The following is a 25,545-nucleotide window of genomic DNA, read 5'->3' on the forward strand; positions in this document are numbered from 1 at the left end:
CCGATGCGCATCAACCGGATCCTGCTCTCGGCCCCGCTGGTGGTCGTCGCCCTCGTCATCCAGGTCACCGTCCTCGCGCGGCTCCAACTGCCGGGCGCCGTACCGGACCTGCTGCTGCTCGTCGTCCTCGGGCTCGCCCTGGTCTACGGCCATGTCGCCGGCTCGCTCATCGGCTTCTTCGCCGGGCTGCTGGCCGACCTCGCTCCGCCCTCCGACCACGCCATCGGCCGCTACGCGCTGGTGCTCTGCGTCATCGGCTACATCGCCGGACTGGCCAAGCCGGACACCGGCCAGCACCGCTCGGCGACGCTCCCGCTGATGGTCGTCATCGGCGCCGCCCTCGGCTCGACGCTGATGTACGCCGCGGTCGGCTCCCTGGTCGGCGACACCGCCGCCCGGCACGTCGGCCTCGTCGGACTGTTGCTCAGCGCCACCCTCTACGACCTGCTGCTGGCGCCGTTCACCGTGCCGCTGGTGATGGCGCTGGCCCGCAGAACGGAACACGAATCGGTGATCGGTGACGGTACCGGCAGCCCCAGCGGCACGGCGACCAGCGACTCCGCGTACGGCTGGCTCACCACCGGCACCGGTCTCAAGGCCAGCCGCGGCGCCATGAAGTCCGTGCGCATGGGGGCGCGCATCGGCAGCCAGCGCGGTGGACTGCTCGGCAAGTCGGCCCGCGACAAGGTGGGCCGCATCAAGGGGGTCAAGCGTCTGTGACCAATCTTCCGCAAACCCGGACGTCGCGGGTGACGGTCCGGCTCATCGCGATCCAGATCCTTGTCTTCTCCCTGCTGCTCACCCTCGGCGGCCGGCTCTGGTACCTCCAGATCCGCAACGGCCAGGAGTACGCGAACGAGGCGCGGAGCAACCACGTCCAGCAGGTCATCGACCCCGCAACCCGCGGCTCCATCCTCGACGCCCGCGGGGTGCCGCTGGCCGACAACCAGACCCGCCTGGTCGTCTCCGCCAGCCGTACCGACCTGTTGAAGATGAAGGACGACGGCAGGGCCGTCCTCGGCCGGCTGGCCAAGGTGCTCGGTATGTCGGAGAAGGAGATCCGCAACAAGGTCCGGCTGTGCGACTCCAAGACGCCGCAGCCCTGCTGGAACGGCTCGCCGTACCAGCCGATCCCGATCACCGACGAGGCCACCACCCAGCAGGCCCTCCAGATCCGCGAGCGCTCCGAGGACTTCCCCGGCATCAGCGCCGAGCCCACCGCCGTCCGCCGCTACGCGGCCCCCGGCGACGCCAACACCGCCCAGGTCCTCGGCTACCTCTCCCCGGTCACCGACGAGGAGATCAACAAGGCCAAGAACAGCCGCTCGCCGCTGCTGCGCTCCGACCAGATCGGCCGGTCCGGGCTGGAGCGCCAGTACGACAGCTATCTGCGCGGCAAGGCCGCCGTCACCCGTTACGAGGTCGACAACCTCGGACGGGTCATCGGCCAGGCCAACAGCGACAAGGGCCAGGCCGGCGCCAGCCTGATCACCAGCATCGACGCCCGCGTGCAGGCCATAGCGGAGAAGCAGCTGGACCAGGCGATGAAGGACGCCCGGAAGACGATGGACCGGAACACCGGCACCAACTACAAGGCCGACTCGGGCGCCGTGGTCGTCATGGAGGCGAAGACCGGCCGGGTGGTCGCGATGGCCTCCAACCCCAGCTACGACCCCAACGCCTGGGTCGGCGGGATCTCCGGCAAGGACTACGCCCGCCTGACCGGCAAGTCCTCCAACTACCCGCTGCTCAACCGCGCCATCCAGGGCCAGGCCGCCCCCGGCTCGATCTTCAAGGTCATCTCGACCTCGGCCGCGGTCAACGCCGGCTACGACTTCGACGGCCACTACCCGTGCACCAGCTCGTACAGCATCGGCGGCCAGGTCTTCAGGAACTTCGAGGGCAAGGACAGCGGCGACATCAACCTCGGCCGCGCCCTGGAGGTCTCCTGCGACACCGTCTTCTACCGGCTCGGCCACGAGGAGTGGAAGAAGGACGGCGGGGACAAGCCCAAGAAGAACCCCAACGACTGGTTCTACAAGACCGCGCACCAGTTCGGCCTCGGCAAGGAGACCGGCATCGACCTGCCCAACGAGGTCCGCGGCCGGGTCCCCGACCGCGCGTGGAAGAACGCCTTCTGGAAGGCGAACAAGGGCTCCTGGTGCGAGCAGGCCAAGGCCTGGCCGAAGAACAAGGATTTCACCACCAAGCTCGCCCGTGAGGGCTGCCTCGAAGGCATGAAGCTGCACGCCTACGACTCGATCAACTACGCCATCGGACAGGGCGACACCCTCGTCACCCCGATCCAGATGGCGACCATCTACGCCGCGCTCAGCAACGGCGGCACGCTCTTCAACCCGACCGTCGGCAAGGCGCTCGTCAGCCCCGACGGCAAGCAGATCAAGATGATCAAGCCCACGTCGCACGGCAGGCTGCCCGATACGCCCAAGACGCTCAAGCAGATCGACGCGGCGCTGGCGGGCGTCGCCGAGCGCGGCACCGCCGCCTGGCGCTTCCAGGGCTGGCCGCAGGACAAGATCCCGATGCACGCCAAGACCGGTACCGCCGAGGTCTACGGCAAGCAGACCACCTCGTGGTTCGCGACGTACACCAAGGACTACACGATCGTCATGACGATCTCCCAGGGTGGTACCGGCTCGGGTGCCTCCGGTCCGGCCGTGCGCAACCTCTACAACGCCCTCTACGGCGTCGACGAGAAGGGCGGCATCAACCCCAAGGCCGCGCTGCTCCCGAAGCCGCAGGCCAAGCTCCCCAAGATCGAGAGCGACGGCACGATCGAGGCCCAGCCGATCAAGCCGTACGTCCTGCCGTCGCCGTCACCCTCGGGGAGCCCACAGTGACGACCAGCCACACCTCCCGGGCGTTCTCCATCCGGCGCTACACCCCCGAGCTCGGCACCTGGGGCAAACTGACCGCGCGTGACTCGGTGCTGCGCAAGCTGGACTGGATACTGCTGCTGTCCTGCCTGCTGCTGTCCCTCATGGGCTCGATGCTGGTCTTCTCCGCCACCCGCAACCGCACCGAGCTCAACCACGGCGACGAGTACTACTTCTTCCTGCACCACCTGCTCAACCTCGGCATCGGACTGGCGCTCGCCGCCGGCACGATCTGGCTCGGCCACCGCACCCTGCGCGGCGCCATCCCGGTGCTGTACGTCCTGTCGGTCATCCTGGCGCTGCTGGTGCTGACCCCGCTGGGTGCCACGATCAACGGTTCACGGTCCTGGCTGGCGATCCCCGGCGGATTCTCGCTCCAGCCCGCCGAGTTCGCGAAGATCACCATCTCGCTCGGCATGGCGATGGTCCTGGCGTCCCGGGTCGACGCGGGCGACCGCCCGCAGCCCGACCACCGGACCGTCGTCCAGGCGCTGGGCCTCGCCGCGGTCCCCGTCGTGGTCATCCTGCTGATGCCCGACCTCGGTTCGGTCATGGTGCTCGGGGCCGTGATCCTCGGCGTCCTGCTCGCTTCCGGCGCCTCCAACCGCTGGATCCTCGGCCTGGTGGGCACCGGCGTCGTCGGTTGTGTCGCCATCTGGCAGCTCGGGCTGCTGGACGCCTACCAGATCGCGCGCTTCGCGGCGTTCGCCAACCCGAGCCTCGACCCGGCCGGCGTCGGCTACAACACCAACCAGGCCCGGATCGCCATCGGCGGCGGCGGACTGACCGGCTCCGGACTCTTCCACGGCAGCCAGACCACCGGTCAGTTCGTGCCCGAACAGCAGACGGACTTCATCTTCACCGTCGCCGGGGAGGAGTTGGGCTTCCTGGGTGCGGGCCTGATCATCGTCCTGCTCGGCGTCGTCATGTGGCGCGCCTGCCGGATCGCCCGCGAGTCCACCGAGCTCTACGGCACGATCGTGGCCGCCGGCATCATCGCGTGGTTCGCCTTCCAGTCCTTCGAGAACATCGGCATGACCCTCGGCATCATGCCCGTCACCGGTCTCCCGCTGCCGTTCGTCTCGTACGGCGGCACCTCGATGTTCGCGGTCTGGATCGCCATAGGGCTGCTCCAGTCGATCCGCGTCGGGCGCCCGCTGTCGGCCTCGCGCTGAGGTCGCGTCAGCGCCCGAGGTGCAGCTCGAACCAGAGCGAGGTGGACCGCGGTACGCCCGCGTAGGGCGTGGTGCCCCAGTCGTCGGCGAGCTGGCTGGTGAGCAGCAGCCCGTACTCGGCCTGCTGCTCACCGGCCGCCGGGGCGGACGGCCAGGTGGCCGGTGCCGGGAGGCGGACCGGCGCCTCGTCGTGCACGCTGATCCGCAGCCCGTGCCGGGCCGTCAGCAGCCGTAGCAGGATCTCCGCCGAGCGCGGGGTCCGCAGGTGGGAGCTAGTGACCGCTTCCGAGGTGAGCAGCACCGCGGAGTCCAGGAGCGGGGCGAGCCGGGTACCGCGCAGCACCGCCCGGACGAAGTCCCGGGCCACCTTCGGCGTGGTGGGTTTGCTCGGCGCCGCCAGCAGGAACGGACGGGCGCCCGCCGCGACACGGATGGTGGTCCGGGCGACGGCTGTGGAGTTGGGGTGCACGGATGTCTCCCTCCCCGAAGGGTCGAGTGGGCGCCAACTGCCACACCGCGCGGCACGTTCGCCACTCTGTGTGGGCGCTCCGTGACACACCGTAAGTCACCTGTCGTGGCAAATGCCACCCGCTCTTCCGGATACCGGCCACCCCGCGGGCACGGTGGGTGGTCCCGGGTGGGGTCGGTGACTAGATTCGATGCATGGCGGACACCGTGCGCGAGATCGAGCGGAAGTACGAGGCCGACGACGACACACAGCTGCCCGACCTGGCCGGCGTCGACCGGGTCGCGACCGTGGTGGAGCGGGGCGTCGAGTCCCTGGACGCCCTCTACTACGACACCGCCGACCAGCGCCTCGCCGCGGACGGCATCACCCTGCGGCGCCGCACCGGCGGCAAGGACGCGGGCTGGCACCTGAAGCTGCCGGTCGCCCCCGGGGTACGGGACGAGATCCGGGCCCCGCTGTCCGATGCGCCGCCCGCGGAACTCACCGCGCTCGTACGGTCCCGGGTGCTGGACCGGGAGCTGACCCCCCTCGTACGGCTGCGCACCCGCCGTACCGTCCGGGTGCTCAAGGACGCCACGGGCGCACCGCTCGCCGAGGTCGCCGAGGACGTGGTGCGGGCCCGGCGGGTGGGGGAGTCCGGCGGTTCCGAGGGATCCGGGGAGGGCCCTGCCGAGGCGCGGTGGCGGGAGATCGAGGTGGAGCTGGCCGGCGAGGACGGCGGGGACGCCGGGCTGCTGGACGAGGTCGGCCGGGCGCTCGCCGCGGCCGGTATGCGTCCCGCCGCCGCGGCGTCGAAGCTGGCCCGGGCGCTGGCCGAGACCGGCCGGGACGGAGCCCGGCCCGGACGGCGCGGCGGCAAGAAGCGCGGCGCCGGAAAGAAGGCGGGAAAGGCTGGAAAGAAGGGGGTGAAGGGGAAGGCGGGGGAGAAGGGGCGCGGTGGCAAGGAAGGCGGCACCGCCGGGGACGTCGTGCTGCGCTACGTCCGCGAACAGGTCCGCGTGATCGTCGCACTCGATCCCGCGGTACGGCGCGATCTCCCCGACTCCGTGCACCAGATGCGGGTCGCCACCCGTCGGTTGCGCAGCTCCTTCCGCTCGTACGGCAAGGTCCTCGACCGTGCCGTCACCGATCCGATCGGCGTCGAACTCAAGTGGCTGGCCGCGGAGTTGGGGGTGGACCGGGATCGCGAGGTGCTGACCGAGCGGCTGCGGGACGCGCTGTCCCAGGTACCCCGGACGCTACGGCTCGGTCCGGTCGCGGCCCGGCTGCGCATCTGGGCGCAGCGGCGCCGGGCCGGCTCGCGCGGTCGGCTGCTCGCCGTCCTGGACGGCGACCGCCACCTCGCGCTCCTGAAGGCGCTGCACGCCCTGTTGGAGGAGCCGCCGCTGCGCCCGGGCGCCGCCCGGCCGGCGCCCGGGGTGGTGGCCCGGGCCGTCCTGAAGGACTACCGACGGCTGGCCCGCCGTATGGAGGCGGCGCTGGACGCCCCGGCCGGGCAGGGGCGGGACGAGCTGCTGCACGGCGCCCGCAAGGCGGCCAAGCGGACCCGGTACGCGGCGGAGGCGGCCTGCCCGGCGCTCGGCCGCCCGGCGGAGCGGTTCGCCCGGCGCGCCAAGCAGGTGCAGCAGCTGCTCGGCGACCACCAGGACAGCGTGGTGGCCCGCGGCGCCCTGCGCGAGCTGGCTACCCAGGCCCAGCGGGCCGGCGAGGGCGGCTTCACCTTCGGCCTCCTCTACGGCCGCGAGGAGGCGTTGGCGGCCGACCGGGAGCGGGAGCTGCCGGGGCTGTGGAAGAAGGTCTCGCGGCCCGGACTGCGGGCCGCGCTGCGCCCGTGACCCGCCCCTCACGGGACGTGTCCGGGCCCCGTCCGACCTGCACCGCAGGCGACGCGTCAGGGCACCCTCGCCGAGCACGTTAGGCTTGAGGGTCACCCCTGCCCGCTGATGAAAGATCACCACGATGTCTGTCGAGTCGGTCTTCCCGCGCCTGGAGGCCCTCCTCCCGCACGTGCAGAAGCCCATCCAGTACGTCGGCGGCGAGTTGAACTCCACAGTCAAGCCGTGGGACTCCTGCGACGTCCGCTGGTCGCTCATGTACCCCGACGCGTACGAGGTCGGCCTGCCCAACCAGGGCGTCATGATCCTCTACGAGGTCCTCAACGAGCAGGAGGGCGTGCTGGCCGAGCGCACGTACAGCGTGTGGCCGGACCTCGAAGCGCTGATGCGCGAGCACGGCGTCCCGCAGTTCACCGTCGATGCGCACCGCCCGGTCAGCGCCTTCGACGTGCTCGGCGTCTCCTTCTCCACCGAGCTCGGCTACACCAACCTGCTCACCGCGCTGGACCTGGCCGGCATCCCGTTGGAGTCCAAGGACCGCACCGAAGAGCACCCGCTGATCCTCGCCGGCGGCCACGCCGCCTTCAACCCCGAGCCGATCGCGGACTTCCTCGACTGCGCGGTCGTCGGCGACGGCGAGCAGGCGGTGCTGGAGATCACCGAGATCATCCGCGCCTGGAAGAACGAGGGCCGCCCGGGCGGGCGCGACGAGCTGCTCTTCCGCCTCGCCAAGACCGGCAGCGTCTACGTCCCGAAGTTCTACGACGTCGAGTACCTGGCCGACGGGCGCATCTCGCGCGTCGTGCCCAACCGCTCCGGCGTCCCGTGGCGGGTGTCCAAGCACACCGTCATGGACCTGGACGAGTGGCCCTACCCGAAGCAGCCGCTCGTCCCCCTGGCCGAGACCGTCCACGAGCGGATGTCGGTCGAGATCTTCCGTGGCTGCACCCGCGGCTGCCGCTTCTGCCAGGCCGGCATGATCACGCGCCCCGTACGGGAGCGAAGCATCACCGGCATCGGCGAGATGGTGGACAAGGGCCTGAAGGCCACGGGATTCGAGGAGGTCGGCCTGTTGTCGCTGTCCTCCGCGGACCACACCGAGATCGGTGACATCGCGAAGGGGCTCGCCGACCGGTACGAGGAAGACAAGATCGGTCTGTCGCTGCCGTCGACCCGCGTCGACGCCTTCAACATCGATCTTGCCAACGAGCTGACGCGCAACGGCCGCCGCTCGGGTCTGACCTTCGCGCCCGAAGGCGGCTCGGAGCGCATCCGCAAGGTCATCAACAAGATGGTCTCGGAAGAGGACCTGATCCGGACCGTCTCCACGGCCTACGGCAACGGCTGGCGGCAGGTGAAGCTCTACTTCATGTGCGGTCTGCCGACCGAGACCGACGAGGACGTCCTCCAGATCGGCGACATGGCGGTCAAGGTCATCGCCGAGGGCCGCAAGGTCTCCGGGCAGAACGACATCCGCTGCACGGTCTCCATCGGCGGTTTCGTGCCCAAGCCGCACACCCCGTTCCAGTGGGCGCCGCAGCTGTCGGCGGAGGAGACGGACGCCCGTCTCGAAAAGCTCCGCGACAAGATCCGCGGCGACAAGAAGTACGGCCGCTCCATCGGCTTCCGCTACCACGACGGCAAGCCCGGCATCGTCGAGGGCCTGCTCTCGCGCGGCGACCGCCGGGTCGGCGCGGTCATCCGCGCGGTCTACGAGGACGGCGGTCGCTTCGACGGCTGGCGGGAGCACTTCTCCTACGACCGCTGGATGCGGGCCGCGGAGAAGGCGCTGCCGGAGTTCGGCGTGGACGTCGCCTGGTACACCACCCGTGAGCGGGAGTACGAGGAGGTCCTGCCCTGGGACCACCTGGACTCCGGCCTGGACAAGGACTGGCTCTGGGAGGACTGGCAGGACGCCCTCGACGAGACCGAGGTCGAGGACTGCCGCTGGACCCCGTGCTTCGACTGCGGCGTCTGCCCCCAGATGGACACCCAGATCCAGATCGGCCCGACGGGCAAGAAGCTGCTGCCGCTGACCGTCGTCAAGTAACGCCTCCCGCAAGGGACTTCGGCCCGGCTCCGCAGTGTGCGGGGCCGGGCCGCCGGGTAGCTCGTCCGGTGGACGGCGGTGGTACCGGCCGTCGCCCTGTGGCGGTACGTTCCCCCGCCCGTGCGGCGGTGCGGCGGGCCCCCGGAACGGCCCGGTGCGCCCGGTTCGTCGGGCCCGCCGAGGCGCGGCGAACCGGCGCCGTACCGCCCCGCCGGGAACCCGAGGGTCCCCGGGCACGTACTCTAGGTAAGAAGTCCGGGCGCGACACGGCCCCGCGCAGGCGGGGGTGATCCGGACCGGGCGACGCCGGCAGAGCGTCATCCGGAACAGTCCCCGCACCTGCGCGGGTGGCGTCCAGTAGCGCCCTCACACCAAGGAGAAGTAACACTGGGCAAGCGACAGCCCGAAGGCCCGCCGCCCGCACCGGCGGTGCAGCGCATCCGACTGCGCTACACCAAGCGCGGCCGCCTCCGGTTCACCAGCCACCGCGACTTCCAGCGCGCTTTCGAGCGGGCGCTGCGCCGCGCCGAGGTCCCCATGGCGTATTCGGCGGGCTTCACCCCGCACCCCAAGGTGTCGTACGCCAACGCGGCCCCGACCGGTACCGGCAGCGAGGCCGAGTACCTGGAGATCCAGCTCACCGAGCGCCGCGATCCGGACACGCTGCGCACCCTGCTCGACGTGTCGCTGCCCGCCGGCCTCGATGTGATCGACTCCGTGGAGGCGCACACGAGCGGACTGGCCGACCGGTTGCAGGCCTCGGTGTGGGAGATCCGGCTCGACGGGGTCGAGGTCGAGACGGCCCGGCGCGCCGTGGAGGCGTTCCTCGCCGCCGAAGAGGTACTGGTGGAGCGCCGGACGAAGAACGGCATGCGAACCTTCGACGCGCGGGCCGCAGTGGCGCGCCTGGAGGCCGCAGGTCGTGAGGGCGATAGGCCCGACGGCAATGCCTGTGCGATACTGCGGCTGGTTGTTCGGCATGTGACACCCGCCGTTCGACCCGACGACGTCCTGTCCGGCCTCCGAGCTACGGCCGACCTGGCGCCGCCGGTCCCCGCTGCGGTGACCAGGCTGGCGCAGGGGCTGCTCGATGAGGAGACCGGCGCGGTGACTGACCCGCTAGCGCCCGACCGCGACGCTGCCACGGCCGCCCCACCCACGGCCGCCGGGCTGAGTGCCGCGAAGGCGTCGAGTGGGGCCTCCCCGACAGCCGGGGAAGGCACTGCGTAGGACCGCCGTCGACGCGTTGCCGATCAGCCTGGGAGCCACCCCGGCCCGGCAGACGCACTGACCAGGAGACTTTCGCCGGTCCCCGCCCCAAGGGGCCCGGCGAGCGAGACGACAGCTCCCGTGCGGCGCCCCCGCCCCGGGCAGCGGGCCCGCGCTCATCACGCGGACCGCGGCCGGAATCAGGCGCGGCGCCCGGGAGCGTGACGGGAGAACCGCCCGCATGCTCGAATCCATTGAGCCCACCGAATCCACGCCGTCCGCGGACCGTGGCATCGAGGACAACAACAACTCACCCAGCGACACGCTGCCGCCGCGCCGCCGGCGCCGTGCGGCTTCCCGCCCGGCCGGCCCGCCGACAGCCGGTGGCGCCGCGGAGACGTCCGTGGTGAGCACGGACCCCGCCCCCGCCGCCGATCCGGCGCCCGCCGAGGAGCCCGCGGTCACCACGGGGGACGAGGCCAAGCCGGCCCGTACGCGTCGCCGTGCGACCCGCAAGGCCACTTCCCCGGCCGGGTCCCCGCAACCGGCCGCGGAGCAGCCGGCCGAGGCCCCGGCTGCCGCCGAGGCGCCCGCCGCCGCTGCCGAGGTGCCCGCCGAGGCGCCGCAGGCCGAGGAGGCCGCGCCGCGCCGCACCCGCCGCCGGGCGACCCGCAAGGTGTCCGCCCCCGCCGGCTCCCCGCAGACCGAGGCCGCCGCGGAGCCGCTCGCCGTCGAGGTGCCCGCCCCGGTCGTCGAGGAGGAGGCCGCCGCGCCGGCTCCCGCCGAGGAGGCCAAGCCGGTTCGTACGCGCCGTCGTGCCACCCGCAAGGCCACCGCTCCGGCCGGTGCCCCCCAGGTGAGCGCCGTGGAGGAGCCCGCCGCCGTGACGGTCGAGAGCGCCGCTCCGGCCGCCCCGGTCGTCGAGGAGGAGGCCGCAGCGCCGGCCGCCGCGGAGGAGGCCAAGCCGGCTCGTACGCGCCGTCGTGCCACCCGCAAGGCCACCGCCCCCGCCGGCCCGCCCCAGGCCGCCGTGGCGGCTGAGGCCGCCGAGGAGACCGAAGAGGCCGAAGAAGCCGGGCAGACCGCAGCGGCCGCAGCGGCGCCGGTCGCCGAAGCGGCCGCCGAGCCCGTCGAGGCGCCCCGTCGCCGGTCGCGCCGCCGTGCCGAGCGCCCCGCCGAGCCGGTCGCCGAGGCGCCGCGGGCCGAGGCCCCGCGTGGTGAGGAGGAGCCCGCCCAGGAGGCGCCGGTCCGTGGCCGTCGCCGGGCGCAGCGCCCGCCGACCGCCGTCTTCCAGGCGCCGGTCTTCACCGAGCCGATGTTCCAGACTCCGGAGAGCGCGGCCGCCGCCCACGCCGCCGCCCGCCAGGAGGAGGCCGTCGCCGAGCCGGTCCAGGAGGAGCAGCCCGCCGCCGGCTCGCGCCGTCGTCGCCGCCGGGGTGCGCCGGTCGAGGCCGAGCAGGCGCCCGCCGCCGTGGCCGAGGAGCAGGAGGCCGCGGAGGCGGTCGAGGCCGAGGTCGAGGCCGAGGCCGAGCCGGGCGAGCCCGAGCACGGCGAGGAGGAGTTCGCCGAGCGTCCCTCGCGCCGCCGTCGCCGCGGTGGCCGTCGACGCCGCCGCGGTGAGGCCGCGGAGGGCGCCGAGGAGCACGCCGCCGAGGGCGCCGAGGAGGAGGCCGAGGAGGCTGAGCCCGAGGAGGGCGAGGAGCACGCCGCCGAGGAGGAGGCCGAGGAGGCCGAGGGCCAGCCGGCCGGCGGCTCCAGCAGCAGCCGTCGTCGCCGTCGTCGCCGCCGCCGCAGCGGGGAGGCCGCCGAGGTGGAGGCCGCGCACGCCGACGACCCGGAGCGTACGGTCGTCAAGGTCCGCGAGCCCCGCAAGAAGGAGGAGGGCACCAGCGCGGACGAGGTGCAGTCGATCAAGGGGTCGACGCGCCTGGAGGCCAAGAAGCAGCGCCGCCGTGAGGGCCGCGAGCAGGGCCGGCGCCGGGTGCCGATCATCACCGAGGCGGAGTTCCTGGCGCGCCGCGAGGCCGTCGAGCGGGTGATGGTCGTCCGCCAGACCGGCGAGCGCACCCAGATCGGCGTCCTTGAGGACAACGTGCTCGTGGAGCACTTCGTCAACAAGGAGCAGGCCACCTCGTACGTCGGCAACGTCTACCTGGGCAAGGTGCAGAACGTCCTGCCGTCGATGGAGGCCGCCTTCGTCGACATCGGCAAGGGCCGCAACGCCGTGCTGTACGCCGGCGAGGTCAACTTCGAGGCGCTGGGCATGGCCAACGGCCCGCGCCGGATCGAGACCGCGCTGAAGTCCGGCCAGTCGGTGCTGGTGCAGGTCACCAAGGACCCGATCGGCCACAAGGGCGCCCGGCTGACCAGCCAGGTGTCGCTGCCCGGCCGCTACCTGGTGTACGTGCCCGAGGGCTCGATGACCGGTATCAGCCGCAAGCTCCCGGACACCGAGCGGGCGCGCCTGAAGCAGATCCTCAAGAAGATCGTCCCCGAGGACGCGGGCGTCATCGTCCGTACCGCCGCGGAGGGCGCGAGCGAGGACGAGCTGGCGCGCGACGTCCAGCGCCTCCAGGCGCAGTGGGAGGAGATCCAGAAGAAGGCGAAGTCCTCCTCCACCAGCGCCCCGACCCTGCTCTACGGCGAGCCGGACATGACCGTCCGGGTCGTCCGCGACATCTTCAACGAGGACTTCTCGAAGGTCATCGTCAGCGGTGACGAGGCCTGGGAGACCATCCACGGCTACGTCTCGCACGTCGCCCCGGACCTCGTGGACCGCCTCCAGAAGTGGACCTCGGAGGTCGACGTCTTCGCGACGTACCGCATCGACGAGCAGCTGATGAAGGCGCTGGACCGCAAGGTGTGGCTGCCCAGCGGCGGCTCGCTGGTGATCGACCGGACCGAGGCGATGGTCGTGGTCGACGTCAACACCGGCAAGTTCACCGGCCAGGGCGGCAACCTGGAGGAGACGGTCACCAGGAACAACCTGGAGGCGGCCGAGGAGATCGTGCGTCAGCTGCGGCTGCGCGACCTCGGCGGCATCATCGTGATCGACTTCATCGACATGGTGCTGGAGTCCAACCGGGACCTGGTGCTGCGCCGCCTGCTGGAGTGCCTGGGCCGGGACCGTACGAAGCACCAGGTGGCCGAGGTCACCTCGCTCGGCCTGGTCCAGATGACCCGCAAGCGGGTCGGCCAGGGCCTGCTGGAGTCCTTCTCCGAGTCGTGTGTGCACTGCAACGGCCGTGGCGTCCTCGTCCACATGGAGCAGGCGACGTCGACCGGCGGTGGCGGCAAGCGCAAGAAGAAGGGCAAGGCCGCACAGGTCGAGCCGCACGTCCACGAGGCGGAGGCGGCCGCGCCGCTGCCCGACGGCGCCGGCCCCGAGCTGGAGCCCGCCCCGGTGACCGAGGCCGAGTTGCAGCCCGCGGTGGCGGACACCGACGAGTGGTTCAGCAGCCCGGAGGAGGCCGAGGCGGCCGCCGGACGGGCCCGTGGCCGCCGTCGGGTGAGCCGGAAGGCGTCCGCTCCGGCGGGTGCCCCGAAGGCCGCCGAGGAGCCCGCCGCGATCGTGGTGCCGGCCGAGCCCGAGCCCGTCGCCGAGTCGGTGCCGGCCGCGGAGCCGGTCGCCGAGGCGCCGGTCGCGGAGCCCGCCCCGGCCCGCCCGCGCCGCCGGGTGACCCGGAAGGTGTCCGCTCCGGCGGGCTCGCCGGAGGCCGAGGCGGCCGCCGCCACGGTGGTCATCACGACGCCCGCGGCGGAGCCGGAGCAGGCTGCCGAGCCCGCGCCGGTCGAGGTCGCGGAGCCGGAGGCGGCGCCCGCGGCCAAGAAGACCGCGAAGAAGGCGGCGGCGAAGAAGACCACCACCGCCAAGAAGACCGCGGCGAAGAAGACCACGGCCAAGAAGGCGGCGGCGAAGAAGACCACCACCGCCAAGAAGGCCACGGCGAAGAAGACCACCACGAAGAAGGCGACGACGAAGAAGGCCGCGGTCAAGAAGACCGCCGCCGCCGAGCAGGCCTCGGCCCCGTCGGTGTCGGCTTCCACGGAGGACTGAGCAGCACGACCGTGCCCCGGACCGTCAACGGTCCGGGGCCGGTTTGACCCCCTGGTCAAGGCCCCGTAACCTTGACCGTCGGTGTCTGAGGCACCGAACCCCTGAGCAAACACCTCTCGGTCCGCCGAGGGAGGCCGCTCGTCCACTCGGATTCCACGGGCCGTCCCGAGCCCGTGAGAGCGGCTGGCATCAGAGGATCCGTTTCTAGCGAAAGAGAGTTCCGCGTGTACGCGATCGTGCGCACCGGCGGGCGCCAGCAGAAGGTTGCTGTCGGCGACGTCATCGAGGTTGACCGCATTTCCACCAGCAAGGTCGGCGACACCGTCGAGCTCTCCACGCTGCTGGTCGTCGACGGTGACGCGGTCACCAGCGACCCGTGGGTCCTCGCCGGCGTGAAGGTCCAGGCCGAGGTCGTGGACCACCACAAGGGCGACAAGATCCGGATCCAGAAGTACAAGAACAAGACCGGTTACAAGAAGCGGATCGGCCACCGCCAGCTCCACACGGCGCTGAAGATCACCGGCATCGACGCTCCGGCGAAGTAAGGGACTGAGGAGACATGGCACACAAGAAGGGCGCATCGTCCACTCGGAACGGTCGCGATTCCAACGCTCAGCGGCTCGGCGTGAAGCGCTTCGGCGGTCAGGCCGTCCTCGCCGGTGAGATTCTGGTCCGCCAGCGTGGCACCCACTTCCACCCGGGCACGGGCGTCGGCCGCGGCGGCGACGACACCCTGTTCGCCCTCCAGGCCGGTGCGGTGCAGTTCGGCACCCACCGTGGCCGCAAGGTCGTGAACATCGTCCCGGTCGCCTAGTAGTTCCGGCCCGGACGTAGCACAGCAGCACCTCAGGGGCGGACCGCCTTTTCTCGCGAGAGCGGGAAGGCCGGTCCGCCCTTGGCGTGTTACGACAGAGACAACGACACAGACAACTCAGCAGTACTCCTGCGTACTCCCCGTGGCACGGGGGTCGCAGACCACCCCGCTCACCTGGAGGCACCCCACCATGACCACCTTCGTGGACCGCGTCGAACTGCACGTCGCCGCGGGTAACGGAGGCCACGGCTGTGCCTCCGTACACCGGGAGAAGTTCAAGCCGCTCGGCGGCCCGGACGGCGGCAACGGCGGCCGTGGCGGCGATGTGATCCTGGTCGTCGACCAGGACGTCACCACCCTCCTCGACTACCACCACCACCCGCACCGCAAGGCCACCAACGGCCAGCCCGGCGCCGGTGACAACCGTGAGGGCAAGAACGGCAAGGACCTGGTCCTGCCGGTGCCGGACGGCACCGTCGTGCTCGACAAGAACGGTGAGGTCCTCGCCGACCTGGTCGGCCAGGGCACCACGTTCATCGCCGGCCAGGGCGGCCGCGGCGGCCTCGGCAACGCCGCGCTCGCCTCCGCCCGCCGCAAGGCGCCGGGCTTCGCGCTGCTCGGCGAGCCCGGTGAGAGCCGTGACATCGTGCTGGAGCTGAAGACCGTCGCGGACGTCGCGCTGGTCGGCTACCCCAGCGCCGGCAAGTCCTCCCTGATCTCGGTCCTCTCCGCGGCCAAGCCCAAGATCGCCGACTACCCGTTCACGACGCTGGTGCCGAACCTCGGCGTGGTGACGGCCGGCGCGACGGTCTACACCATCGCGGACGTACCGGGCCTGATCCCCGGCGCCAGCCAGGGCAAGGGCCTGGGCCTGGAGTTCCTGCGCCACGTGGAGCGCTGCGAGGTGCTGGTGCACGTCCTGGACACCGCGACCCTGGAGTCGCACCGTGACCCGCTCTCCGACCTCGACGTCATCGAGGAGGAGCTCGCCCAGTACGGCGGCCTGGAGAACCGGCCGCGGGTGGTCGTCCTCAACAAGGTCGACATCCCCGACGGCAAGGACCTCGCCGACATGATCCGGCCCGACCTGGAGGAGCGCGGATACCGCGTCTTCGAGGTGTCGGCGGTCGCCCACCAGGGCCTCAAGGAGCTCTCGTACGCGCTCGCCGACATCGTCGCCAAGGCCCGCGCCGCCAAGCCCGTCCAGGAGGCCACCCGGATCGTGATCCGGCCCAAGGCGGTGGACGACGCGGGCTTCACGGTCACGCAGGAGGGCGAGGGCTTCTTCCGCGTGCGGGGCGAGAAGCCCGAACGCTGGGTCCGCCAGACCGACTTCAACAACGACGAGGCGGTGGGCTACCTCGCCGACCGGCTCAACCGCCTCGGCGTGGAGGACGCGCTGCTCAAGGCGGGCGCCCGGGCCGCGGACGGCGTGGCGATCGGCCCCGAGGACAACGCCGTGGTCTTCGACTGGGAGCCGTCGATGTCGGCCGGCGCGGAGATGCTCGGCCGCCGCGGCGAGGACCACCGCTTCGACGCCCCGCGCCCGGCCACCCAGCGCCGCCGGGACCGCGATGCGGAGCGCGACGAGGCGGCCCAGGAGTACGAGGGCTTCCGCCCGTTCTGAGCATCCTGGGCATCTGAGCAGGGGGCCGGTGCCCGGACCCGGCACAAAGGGGCAGGCCCCGGGAGGTTCGCTTCCCGGGGCCTGCCCCTTGTGCTCGTTCCTGCTCGGTTTGCGCGCCCGCCTCGTTCCTCGGCCGCGCGGCGCCGCTCGTGCGGCCGTCTGCGGCCGCACAGGAACGCCCTGCGCGGCCGCAGACGGCCCGCTGCGGCCTAGACGGCGGCCGTTGCGCCCGAGGTGCCGTTGGTGCCGCGTTCGGTCGTCTCGGAGGCGTCCACGGCTTCCATCTCCTCCTGCGAGCGCTGACCGGGGATGCCGGACAGTCGCTTCTCCATCCGGATGCGGCGCTCGTCCGCCTTGGCGCACAGCGCCAGCGCGGCCTGGTTGAAGCGGACCGACGACGGCGGGTCCGACGGGCCCAGCAGGTGCTCCTTGAGCTCGGCCCGCGCCGCGGCGAGGGTGTCCTTCTCCGGGTTGCGGACCGCGTCGAGCAGACCGGCCGTCCCCGCGGCGTCGGGCGCGAGGATCGTGGCGGCCCGGACGGTCGGGAAGTTCGCCCGGAAGTCGTCCTCCGACATCCCCGAGGTGTTGGCCACCGCGTACGGCTTCTCGCTGGTCAGGTAGTCGGAGACGACGCTGGAGACGTCGCTGATCAGCACGTCCGCCTGGTTGAAGCAGCCGAAGATGCCGGGGCGGGCGGTGGTGATGACCAGGTGCTCCCACTCCGCGAAGGAGTTCCAGTACGCCTCTTCCCAGGCCTCGTCGGCGTCCTGCACGGCGGCCGCCCGACCCTCCTCGGGAGTGCCCTGGAGCCGCATCCGCTCCAGTTCGTCCGCGCTCTTGCGGAACGACGAGGTGGTCAGCGCCTCCAGCTCGTCGGTGCGACGGGCCAGTTCGGCGGCGGCCTCGGGGCCGGGCCGCGCCCCGCTGCGCCGGGCGGTGGCCTCCATGATCATCGCCTGGATGCGGGCGTTGGCGGCGCCGGCGCGCGGGTCCACGGAACCGGTCATCGGGTGCGGCTTGTACAGCAGCCGCACGTTCTCGTCGGCGAGCAGCTCGCGCACGATGTTCTCGCCGGCCAGGATCACCGAGGTGTTGCCCGGGTTGCCGTCCCAGCCCTCCCAGGTCGGGGCGTACAGCACGGTGGTCAGCCGGCCGGCCGGGGCGCTGTCGTGTCGCCGGAGCGGCCGGATCGGGGCCAGCTGCGGGCGGCCGACCTCGATGACGTCCTTGTCCTCGACGCCGATGTCGGCGAGCTGGTAGCGGTCACGGGCCGCCGGGCCCGCCACCCAGACCTCGTCGTACGCCTTGGCGTACGGGTTGCAGGAGGACAGCTTGTCGCTCTCGCCGTGGTTGGTGAAGGCGTGCTTGATGGACGGGATGCGCAGGATCTGCGAGGTCTTGCCGGAGTTCGCCGGGTGCAGCAGCACCTTGAGCGTGGAGTGCTCCAGGCGCATCAGGTTGGCGACCTTCGGGATGCAGAGGATCGGTACGTCCGTGGCCTCGATCTTCTGCACCATGAAGCGCTCGCGGAGCACGATGATCGGCTTGCCGTCGAGCGCGGCCAGGGTGCTCAGCCACATGTTGGCCTGATAGGCGGAGGAGGAGCCGCCGGAGAAGTACATGCCGACCGTCGGCTGGTACTCGGCCAGCCAGCGGTCCAGCCACTCCAGCGCCTGCTTCTCGCCCACCACCCGCTTCTTCGGCAGCAGCCAGGTGCCCAGGTAGAGCGTGCCGCCGGCGGAGAGGGCCAGCGAGACGGCGAGGCCGACGCCGCCCCAGTAGGCGTCCGTGGTGATCGCGGTGATCATCATGCCCGTCGTGGTGGGAACCGAGAAGCGCAGCAGCCGCCGGCCCGTCTGGCGGGACAGGATCCGCGGCGGCGCGTCGTGCAGCCGCAGCGCGCTCGCGTCGATGTTGCGGGTCACGAACGGCAGGCTGCGGGTGCGGCGGACCAGCACCGCGACCGCCTGGCACACGAAGTGGGTGCCGTAGAAGAGCAGCAGCGTGATGGTGAGCGGCGCTTGCTCCTCCAGCGGGTTGATGCCGTCGATGTGCAACAGGCCGACCAGTATCAGCATGTCGCGCAACAGCTGGCGCACCGTGACGTCGAACCGGATCCGGCCCAGCACCGCGAGCAGACCGGGCTGCTTGTGCTGGAGGATCAGGTCGAGGCCCAGGTTGACCACGGACGCGGCGATGAACAACGGAATGACGGGCAGCAGCGCACCGACGAGCTGGGCGGTGAACGCGACCATCATCGCGAGGAGTGCCGCGAGCTGTACGGCTCGGCGGGGAACGATTCCGGCGGAAGGCACGGGGGAGGGCTCCTGGCAGCAAAGAAAGGTCAGGGGGGAGGCCGAGGGGGGCGGCCGGGTCCCGCGCTGCGACGCCGCCGGGGCGGCGAAACGGGACCGATGGACACCCGACCGTATGACCTTGTTGGCCTTGGTGACAATCTGCTGTGGCTCTCATCACCGCGAAAGCGGACCAATCGAACGCAACCTCTTGGCCTCGGCTTCCGTCTTAAGAAAATCCGAATGGGCCGGTTCGCTCGGGCTCCCCGGGCGTGGCGACCGGTGCGATCTCTCCGGCGCCTCGTCCCCGGGAGCGGCGGCGCAGCCCGCCCCGGCCGTCTCGCGGCGCGTCCGCCAGGCGATATCAGCACGCGCCCACCGGCCGCACTGCCGTAGATTGCGCCCGTAGGGACGCAGTACGGGACGAGCCGGGACCGACGCGGCGGGATGGCCGTACGGCAGCGGGACCGGGAAACACAGGGGTACGGACACATGGCAGGCGCTTCAGGCGCAGCAGGTGCGAGGCAGGAAGTGGCGGACGCCCGCCGGATCGTGGTGAAGGTCGGCTCGTCGTCGCTGACCACGGCCGCCGGAGGCCTGGACGCGGACCGTGTGGACGCCCTGGTGGACGTGCTGGCCAAGCACCAGGACAAGGAGATCGTGCTGGTCTCCTCCGGCGCCATCGCGGCCGGGCTGGCGCCCCTGGGGCTGGAACGACGGCCCCGCGACCTGGCCCGCCAGCAGGCGGCCGCGAGCGTCGGCCAGGGCCTGCTGGTGGCCCGCTACACCGCGTCCTTCGCCCGCTACGGGCGCCGGGTCGGCCAGGTCCTGCTGACCTCCGACGACACCAGCCGCCGGGCCCACTACCGCAACGCCTACCGGACCCTCGACCAGCTGCTGGCCATGGGCGCGGTGCCGATCGTCAACGAGAACGACACGGTCGCCACCGACGAGATCCGCTTCGGGGACAACGACCGGCTGGCGGCGCTGGTCGCCCACCTCGTCCGCGCCGACCTGCTGGTCCTGCTCTCCGACGTGGACGGCCTGTACGACGGCGATCCGGCCAAGCCCGGCACGTCCCGGATAGCGGAGGTCCGCGGTCCCGAGGACCTGGAGGGCGTCTCCATCGGCAGCGCCGGCAAGGCCGGGGTCGGCACCGGCGGCATGGTCACCAAGGTCGAGGCGGCCCGGATCGCGGCCGCAGCCGGCATCCCGGTCGTGCTGACCTCGGCCGTGCACGCCGCGGAGGCGCTGGCCGGCGGCCCCACCGGCACCCACTTCCGGCGCACCGGCCGGCGCTCCGCCGACCGGCTGCTGTGGCTCGCGCACGCCTCCACGCCGCGCGGTGCGCTCGTCCTGGACGACGGGGCGGTGCGGGCCGTCGTCGAGCGGCACTCCTCGCTGCTGCCGGCCGGTATCGCGTCCGTGGAGGGCGAGTTCTCCGCGGGCGACCCGGTGGAGCTGCGGGACGGAGCCGGCCGTGCGGTGGCCCGCGGACTCGTCAATTTCGATGCCCGGGAAATCCCCCGTTTGATTGGCCGTTCGACCCGGGATCTTGCCCGCGAGCTGGGTCCGGCGTACGAGCGCGAGGTCGTACACCGCGACGACCTGGTGTTGCTGCACCACTGACGTCGTGCTGCCCGTCCGACGGCCGGCACGGGCCGTGCACGCCCTCCGGGAGCGACGCGCGGACCAGCCTTTCCCGCGGCACCTTGGCGAAAACGCCCCCGCGAGCCCCCGCGGACTGGTCAACTTTGTTGCGGGGCGCCGAGGGAGCGACGCCCTCAGTGCGCAAGCGCACACGCCGAAGTACGACCGCACCAATCGGTTCCGCACCCCCGAGGGCGGAGCGATTCGCATCACAGGAGGCCGCCGGTGAGACGAGGGCGCCCGGGCGTACCGCCCCGCGGGACGGTGGAGCGGACACTGACCAGCGTCGGAACCGGCGGGGACGCCGGCCGGCCGGACGACGACGAGCGCGCGGAGCGGCACGGGACGGCGCTGCGGGCACCGGAGGTCGAGCGCCGGGAGGCGTCCCGGCTGTGGCACATCACGCTCAGCGTCTCGGGCGCTGAGGCCCCGCTCAAGGAGGTCCGGCGGTCGCTGGAACAGCTCGCCCACGACCACCCCTTCCTGCTCACCAGCCGGTACGCCAACGACCACGCGGAGATCCGCTACTGGGAGGAGGCGCGGGACCTGCACGACGCCGCGGCGGTCGCGCTGCGGCTGTGGGGCGAGCACCGCTCCACGGCCAAGCTGCCGCCGTGGGAGATCGTCGGCCTGGAGGTCATCGACCGCGAGACCTACCACCAGCGCATCGCCGAGGGGTACGGCCCGCCGCCCGCCTCACCGGTCGGCGTCCACCCCTTCTGACGGCCGGGACTGCCTGCCGGTCCGACGGACGGGTCTGCCTGTCGGGCACGCCGTCCCGCGCTGTGAGACGGTCCGCTCTCCGGCGCTTCCGCGGCCTGCCCGCCCGCTAGGCTGCGGCCATGACCAGCAGCGCATCGCACTCCTCACCCGTTCTCGACACCGCCCGCCGCGCGCGGGAGGCGGCCGCCGTCCTGGCGCCACTGCCGCGGACGGCCCGCGATGCCGCGCTGCTCGCCATCGCCGACGCCCTGGTGGAGCGGGCCGACACCATCGTCGCCGCCAACGCCGAGGACGTCGCCAAGGCCCGTCAGGCCGGCACCGCCGAGTCGATCGTGGACCGGCTCACCCTCACCCCGGAGCGGATCGCGGCGATCGCCGCGGACGTCCGCCAGGTCGTGGCGCTGCCCGACCCGGTGGGCGAGGTGGTGCGCGGCTCGACCCTGCCCAACGGCCTCGACCTGCGCCAGGTCCGGGTCCCGCTCGGTGTGATCGGGATCATCTACGAGGCCCGCCCCAACGTGACCGTGGACGCCGCCGCGCTCTGCCTGAAGTCCGGCAACGCCGTGCTGCTGCGCGGTTCGTCCTCCGCGTACGCCTCCAACAGCGCCCTGGTGGACGTGCTGCGCGACGCCGTGCAGAGCGCCGGGCTGCCCGCCGACGCGGTGCAGCTGGTGCCCGGCGAGAGCCGCGACTCGGTGCGCGAGCTGATGCGCGCCCGTGGCCTGGTCGACGTGCTGATCCCGCGCGGCGGGGCCTCGCTGATCCGCACGGTCGTCGAGGAGTCCACTGTCCCGGTGATCGAGACCGGCACCGGCAACTGCCACGTCTACGTCGACGAGGCCGCCGACCTCGACATGGCGATCGACATCCTGATCAACTCCAAGGCCCAGCGGCCCAGCGTCTGCAACGCCGCGGAGACCGTGCTGGTGCACGCCGGGATCGCCGAGAAGTTCCTGCCGCGCGCCCTGGAGGCGCTCACCCAGGCCGGCGTGGTCGTGCACGGTGACGCCGCCTGGCAGCAGGCGGGCCCCGGGCTGGTGGCCCCGGCCACCGACGAGGACTGGGCGACGGAGTACCTCTCGTACGACATCGCGGCCGCCGTGGTGCCCGACCTGGACGCGGCGGTGGCGCATATCCGCCGCTGGACCTCGGGGCACACCGAGGCCATCGTCACCGGCTCGCAGGCCGCCGCCCGCCGGTTCACCCAGTTGGTGGATTCCACCACCGTCGCGGTCAACGCCTCGACCCGTTTCACCGACGGCGGTCAGTTCGGCTTCGGCGCGGAGATCGGCATCTCGACGCAGAAGCTGCACGCCCGTGGCCCCATGGGACTGCCGGAGCTCACGTCGACGAAGTACATCGTCACCGGCGACGGCCACACCCGCTGAGGCGTCACGGATCCGCCGGTCTCTCTCCCGGCATCTCCCTGCCCAAAGCGACCGCCCGGGGCTAACCTGGACGGGTGCCGGACGACGTGGGGGGCAAGCCGTTCCCGGACGGCGAAGAGCCCGACGAGCACCACCACGGGAACCACGGAAGCGCGGACGAGGAGTTCGCTTCCGTGGTCTTCGACGAGGAGTTCGTCCGGTCCGCACAGATCCACGAGCCCTCGGCGGTCGAGCGCATGCTGGCCGCCGCCGAGGCGCGCGCCGAGGCCGAGGCGGCCCGCTCGGGGCCCGGCTTCGGGCCCGACGGCGACGACCCGGACGCGATCGGCGGCCGGGCCCGCCGCGGCCCGGGAGCGGACGCCTACGACGCGTACGGCGACGCGGAGTACCCGGACGACGGTGAGTACGGCGACTACGGCGAGTACCGGACGCGCAGCCCGTACGGCCCCTACGGCGGTGCGCTGCGCCCCTATCGCGGCAGCACCCGCTGGCACCGCCCGGTCGCCTGGGTGCTGGCCGTGGTGATGGGCATCGGGCTCGTGGCGCTCGCCTTCAGCGCCGTCTACCGGGGCGCCTCGGGACGGAACCAGAGCCCGGCGCCGGCACCCACCTCCAGCGGTGTGGACGCCCCCGGCCCGGGCAGTGCGGACGGCGTTCGCACGGCGCGGCCGGGCCTGCCGTCGCTGCCGTCGACGGGGCCCGTGCGCCCGTCGATATCCGCCGTCCCCCGGCCGCAGTGACGGCGTGTCGCTCTGCCCGTGGAACGGGTGTACGAAACGTCACGATCCGCTGAAGTTGGCCGACGCCCCGGCGTTTACCTTCGCCTTCGCCGACCTACTCTTGTTGTATGAGCGGGCCTGGTGACCCTCCCGAAGGGACGCCCAACGGCGCCCCGGGAGGCGGTGAGGACGAGTACCGATCCGTTGTCTTCGACGAATCGTTCGTGCGCGCTGCCCGCTTGCAGGAGTTCTCCGCGGACGAGCGGCTCGGCGAGCACCATTCACCCGCCGTGAAGACCCGGCACGCATGGGTGCGGCTCGGCGGCTCCCGGCAGGCCATCCTGCTGGTCCTGTTGATCATTCTCGCCTTCGGCACGGCCGTCTACATGGGCGTACGGCATCCGTACAAGGCCCCGGAGCCGGCACAGGCGCAGCCGCTGCGGTCCGCCGTGGTGCCGCTGGCGCCGGTCGGGGACGTACCGGGCGGGACCCCCGAGGACCTCTTCGCGCACAGCCCCGCGGCCGACTACCGGATCGGTGCCGCGGGCGTCAACCTGCCCACCGTCGTCCGGACCCAGCACTTCTCCGACGGCCAGATCGTCTCCGCCCTGACCCTCGCCAAGGAGTACCTCGTCCGCTCCTCGGTGGACCCGGCGACCCTCACCGGAGGGTCCGTGCGGCCGCTCCGGCTGCTGCTCGACACCGCCCAACTCGACCAGTTCGACCGGAGTCTGGCGCACCCCGACGACAACGGCCGCCATGCGGCGACCGGTTGGCTGGTCCGCTTCGACCCCAAGGAGACCCGGCTCGCCGACCACAACGTACGCGTCGACGGCACCCTGTCCGCCGCGGAGTTGAGCCCCGAGGCGATCGAGGTCACCGCCGACTACACCTTCGTCTACGCCGTGCGACCCGCCCCCGGTGCCCAGCAGGACACGGCGGGGCAGCACATCGGCAAGGCCACCCCGGGCGCGTCCTCGCTCGTCACCGTCCGGCGTGAGATGCACTTCAGGATCGGCCGCGACGACCTCAACGACCACCGGCTGGAGGTGCTCCAGAGCAGTCTCCAGGCCGGGCCGCTGGCCTGCTCCCCGCAGCCGGCCGACGCACTCCACCCGCTGTTCGCGGGCCAGCACGCCGGCAACGACCGGCCCGCGGGCACCGACCCCTACGCCAGGGACCGGGCCAACCCGTCCCTCTGCGGTGAGCTGGCGCCCTCCGCCCAGCCGAAGCCGAGCCACCCGATCCGCTAGGCGCGAGCCGCGGCGCGCGGTGCGCCTTCCCCGGGACGCATCCGCCCCCGGAACGCATCCGCCCCGGAACGCATCCGCCCGGCGCGACGAGCGTCGTCGCGCCGGGCGGTGCTTCGTCGCACCGGGCGATCCGTCAGGAGCCGTCCGAGCCGCTCGCGCCACCGTCGGAACCGTTGGCGCTGCCCGTGCCGCCCGTGCCACCGGGGCGCGAGCCGCCACGGAAGACCGTGTCCCGCAGCTTGCCGCCCAAGTCGCCCGCACCGCCCGCGATGTCGCGGACCAGGCCCATCAGCGGGTCCTTGCTGTTGCGCACCGAATCGGCGTAGTGCGCCGCGGAGTCCCGGAACGAGTCGGAGACCGACGCGTCCTTGTCCTCGTCCCGGCGCGGGTAGTGACCGTCCATGATCCGCTGGTAGTCACGGCTGGCCGCCCACTTCTTCAGCTCGGCCGCCCGCACGGTGGTGAACGGGTGGCTGCGCGGCAGCAGGTTGAGGATCTTCAGCACGGAGTCGCGCAGATCGCCGCCGGACTCGTACTCGTCCGCCTGCTTGAGGAAGGCGTCCACGTTCATCTCGTGCAGGTGGTTGCCGCCGGCCAGCTTCATCAGACCGCGCATCGAGGCCTGTAGGTCCTGCCCGACCAGCAGCCCGGCGCGGTCCGCGGACAGCTCCGACTTGCGGAACCACTCGCGCAGCGCGGTCACGATCGCCATGATCGCGACATTGCCCAGCGGGATCCAGGCGACCTTCATGGCCAGGTTCGTCAGGAACAGCAGGATCGTGCGGTAGACGGCGTGCCCGGACAGCGCATGGCCGACCTCATGGCCGATGACCGCCCGCATCTCCTCCTCGTCGAGCAGCTCGACCAGGCCGGTGGTGACCACGATGATCGGCTCGTCCAGACCGATGCACATGGCGTTGGGCTGCGGGTCCTGATTGACGTACATCGGCGGGACCTTCTCCAGGTCCAGGATGTAGCAGGCGTCCCGCAGCATGTCGTTGAGGTGCGTGAACTGCTGGTCGCCGACGCGCACCGAGTCCGACAGGAACAGCAGCCGGAGGCTGCGCTCCGGCAGCAGGCCGCTGAGCGTCTTGAAGACGGTGTCGAAACCGCTCAGTTTGCGCAGCGCCACCAGCGCCGAGCGGTCGGCCGGGTGCTCGTACGACCGTGAGGAGATTCCGGGGAATCGCCGCCGGTCCCGGCTCGGTACGTTCGCGCCGTCTGGGCTCTCCGTCATTGGGGCCTCCCCCTGTTCGACTGCGTGTGTTTCAGCCTAGAGGACGCCACCGACAGGCGATTGGATGCTCGGGCGTACGCTGGCGATCGCACCACCGACCGCACAGGCCCGTCCGTCCGACCCTCGGGCCGGTACCCAAGGAGCGCAT

Annotated in this window: 18 protein-coding genes; 15 read left to right on the plus strand and 3 right to left on the minus strand. The window is 72.1% G+C overall.

Annotated elements, in window-relative coordinates; all coding sequences use genetic code 11:
• Positions 1-3 precede the first annotated feature (3 nt).
• The 3 genes from mreD to rodA are packed head-to-tail and all read left to right on the plus strand — an operon-like array spanning position 4 to position 4,072.
• Positions 4-720, plus strand: a complete 717-nt coding sequence (mreD, locus tag AB0C96_RS06470; protein WP_362914305.1) for a rod shape-determining protein MreD — start codon at positions 4-6, stop codon at positions 718-720.
• A complete protein-coding gene (gene mrdA / locus AB0C96_RS06475) occupies positions 717-2,861 on the plus strand; it encodes a penicillin-binding protein 2 (RefSeq protein ID WP_362914307.1) in 2,145 nt (714 codons plus the stop codon). Before mreD ends, mrdA begins: the two co-directional genes overlap by 4 nt.
• Before the next feature lie 29 nt (positions 2,862-2,890).
• The gene (rodA, locus tag AB0C96_RS06480) at positions 2,891-4,072 is read left to right on the plus strand and encodes a rod shape-determining protein RodA (protein ID WP_362914465.1); all 1,182 of its coding nucleotides are present in this window, start codon (positions 2,891-2,893) and stop codon (positions 4,070-4,072) included.
• Positions 4,073-4,079: 7 nt separating this feature from the next.
• On the opposite strand, the gene AB0C96_RS06485 is transcribed toward rodA, so the two are convergent.
• Positions 4,080-4,541, minus strand: coding sequence for an ATP-binding protein (locus AB0C96_RS06485; protein ID WP_362914309.1), 462 nt, complete (start codon positions 4,539-4,541; stop codon positions 4,080-4,082).
• 194 nt (positions 4,542-4,735) lie between these two features.
• Between AB0C96_RS06485 and AB0C96_RS06490 the strand changes: the two genes are divergently transcribed.
• The 7 genes from AB0C96_RS06490 (at position 4,736) to obgE (ending at position 16,133) form a co-directional block, all read left to right on the plus strand.
• Positions 4,736-6,376, plus strand: a complete 1,641-nt coding sequence (locus AB0C96_RS06490) for a CYTH and CHAD domain-containing protein (protein WP_362914311.1) — start codon at positions 4,736-4,738, stop codon at positions 6,374-6,376.
• A gap of 124 nt (positions 6,377-6,500) precedes the next feature.
• On the plus strand, positions 6,501-8,426 hold the full coding sequence (locus AB0C96_RS06495; protein ID WP_362914313.1) for a TIGR03960 family B12-binding radical SAM protein: 1,926 nt from the start codon (positions 6,501-6,503) through the stop codon (positions 8,424-8,426).
• Positions 8,427-8,855: 429 nt separating this feature from the next.
• Positions 8,856-9,656 (plus strand): TIGR03936 family radical SAM-associated protein, encoded by an 801-nt coding sequence (locus tag AB0C96_RS06500; protein ID WP_362914315.1) that lies wholly within the window; start codon positions 8,856-8,858, stop codon positions 9,654-9,656.
• A 220-nt stretch (positions 9,657-9,876) separates the two neighbouring features.
• Positions 9,877-13,692 carry an Rne/Rng family ribonuclease gene (locus AB0C96_RS06505; protein WP_362914317.1) on the plus strand — a complete coding sequence of 1,272 codons (3,816 nt, stop codon included), beginning with the start codon at positions 9,877-9,879 and terminating at the stop codon, positions 13,690-13,692.
• A 224-nt stretch (positions 13,693-13,916) separates the two neighbouring features.
• The gene (gene rplU / locus AB0C96_RS06510; RefSeq protein WP_018538042.1) at positions 13,917-14,237 is read left to right on the plus strand and encodes a 50S ribosomal protein L21; all 321 of its coding nucleotides are present in this window, start codon (positions 13,917-13,919) and stop codon (positions 14,235-14,237) included.
• Between the two features lie 14 nt (positions 14,238-14,251).
• Positions 14,252-14,506 carry a 50S ribosomal protein L27 gene (gene rpmA, locus AB0C96_RS06515; protein ID WP_362914318.1) on the plus strand — a complete coding sequence of 85 codons (255 nt, stop codon included), beginning with the start codon at positions 14,252-14,254 and terminating at the stop codon, positions 14,504-14,506.
• Between the two features lie 190 nt (positions 14,507-14,696).
• Positions 14,697-16,133, plus strand: a complete 1,437-nt coding sequence (obgE, locus tag AB0C96_RS06520) for a GTPase ObgE (RefSeq protein WP_362914320.1) — start codon at positions 14,697-14,699, stop codon at positions 16,131-16,133.
• A 209-nt stretch (positions 16,134-16,342) separates the two neighbouring features.
• Here the strand turns inward: obgE and AB0C96_RS06525 are convergent, their stop codons facing one another.
• Positions 16,343-18,448 carry a hypothetical protein gene (locus tag AB0C96_RS06525; RefSeq protein WP_362914322.1) on the minus strand — a complete coding sequence of 702 codons (2,106 nt, stop codon included), beginning with the start codon at positions 18,446-18,448 and terminating at the stop codon, positions 16,343-16,345.
• Positions 18,449-18,919: 471 nt separating this feature from the next.
• Here AB0C96_RS06525 and proB point away from each other — a divergent pair, with 471 nt between their 5' ends.
• From proB to AB0C96_RS06550, 5 genes are all read left to right on the plus strand, one after another.
• Positions 18,920-20,056 carry a glutamate 5-kinase gene (gene proB / locus AB0C96_RS06530; RefSeq protein WP_362914324.1) on the plus strand — a complete coding sequence of 379 codons (1,137 nt, stop codon included), beginning with the start codon at positions 18,920-18,922 and terminating at the stop codon, positions 20,054-20,056.
• A 246-nt stretch (positions 20,057-20,302) separates the two neighbouring features.
• Complete coding sequence (locus AB0C96_RS06535) at positions 20,303-20,800, plus strand: hypothetical protein (protein WP_362914326.1); 498 nt, start codon at positions 20,303-20,305, stop codon at positions 20,798-20,800.
• Positions 20,801-20,919: 119 nt separating this feature from the next.
• Positions 20,920-22,188 (plus strand): glutamate-5-semialdehyde dehydrogenase, encoded by a 1,269-nt coding sequence (locus tag AB0C96_RS06540; protein WP_362914328.1) that lies wholly within the window; start codon positions 20,920-20,922, stop codon positions 22,186-22,188.
• Between the two features lie 74 nt (positions 22,189-22,262).
• Positions 22,263-22,928, plus strand: coding sequence for a hypothetical protein (locus AB0C96_RS06545; protein ID WP_362914330.1), 666 nt, complete (start codon positions 22,263-22,265; stop codon positions 22,926-22,928).
• Between the two features lie 107 nt (positions 22,929-23,035).
• Complete coding sequence (locus tag AB0C96_RS06550; RefSeq protein WP_362914332.1) at positions 23,036-24,160, plus strand: hypothetical protein; 1,125 nt, start codon at positions 23,036-23,038, stop codon at positions 24,158-24,160.
• A gap of 133 nt (positions 24,161-24,293) precedes the next feature.
• On the opposite strand, the gene AB0C96_RS06555 is transcribed toward AB0C96_RS06550, so the two are convergent.
• Positions 24,294-25,397 carry a M48 family metallopeptidase gene (locus AB0C96_RS06555; protein WP_362914333.1) on the minus strand — a complete coding sequence of 368 codons (1,104 nt, stop codon included), beginning with the start codon at positions 25,395-25,397 and terminating at the stop codon, positions 24,294-24,296.
• Between the last annotated feature and the right edge of the window lie 148 nt (positions 25,398-25,545).

Source organism: Streptomyces sp. NPDC048506 (assembly GCF_040651315.1).
Taxonomy (GTDB): domain Bacteria; phylum Actinomycetota; class Actinomycetes; order Streptomycetales; family Streptomycetaceae; genus Streptomyces.

Bases quoted from the DNA above. Each gene is read 5' to 3' on its own strand.
- AB0C96_RS06490 (WP_362914311.1), top strand. From the start codon at position 4,736: ATGGCGGACACCGTGCGCGAGATCGAGCGGAAGTACGAGGCCGACGAC.
- mreD (WP_362914305.1), top strand. From the start codon at position 4: ATGCGCATCAACCGGATCCTGCTCTCGGCCCCGCTGGTGGTCGTCGCC.
- proB (WP_362914324.1), top strand. From the start codon at position 18,920: ATGGCAGGCGCTTCAGGCGCAGCAGGTGCGAGGCAGGAAGTGGCGGAC.
- AB0C96_RS06495 (WP_362914313.1), top strand. From the start codon at position 6,501: ATGTCTGTCGAGTCGGTCTTCCCGCGCCTGGAGGCCCTCCTCCCGCAC.
- AB0C96_RS06550 (WP_362914332.1), top strand. From the start codon at position 23,036: ATGAGCGGGCCTGGTGACCCTCCCGAAGGGACGCCCAACGGCGCCCCG.
- AB0C96_RS06505 (WP_362914317.1), top strand. From the start codon at position 9,877: ATGCTCGAATCCATTGAGCCCACCGAATCCACGCCGTCCGCGGACCGT.
- AB0C96_RS06540 (WP_362914328.1), top strand. From the start codon at position 20,920: ATGACCAGCAGCGCATCGCACTCCTCACCCGTTCTCGACACCGCCCGC.
- AB0C96_RS06555 (WP_362914333.1), bottom strand. From the start codon at position 25,397: ATGACGGAGAGCCCAGACGGCGCGAACGTACCGAGCCGGGACCGGCGG.
- rpmA (WP_362914318.1), top strand. From the start codon at position 14,252: ATGGCACACAAGAAGGGCGCATCGTCCACTCGGAACGGTCGCGATTCC.
- obgE (WP_362914320.1), top strand. From the start codon at position 14,697: ATGACCACCTTCGTGGACCGCGTCGAACTGCACGTCGCCGCGGGTAAC.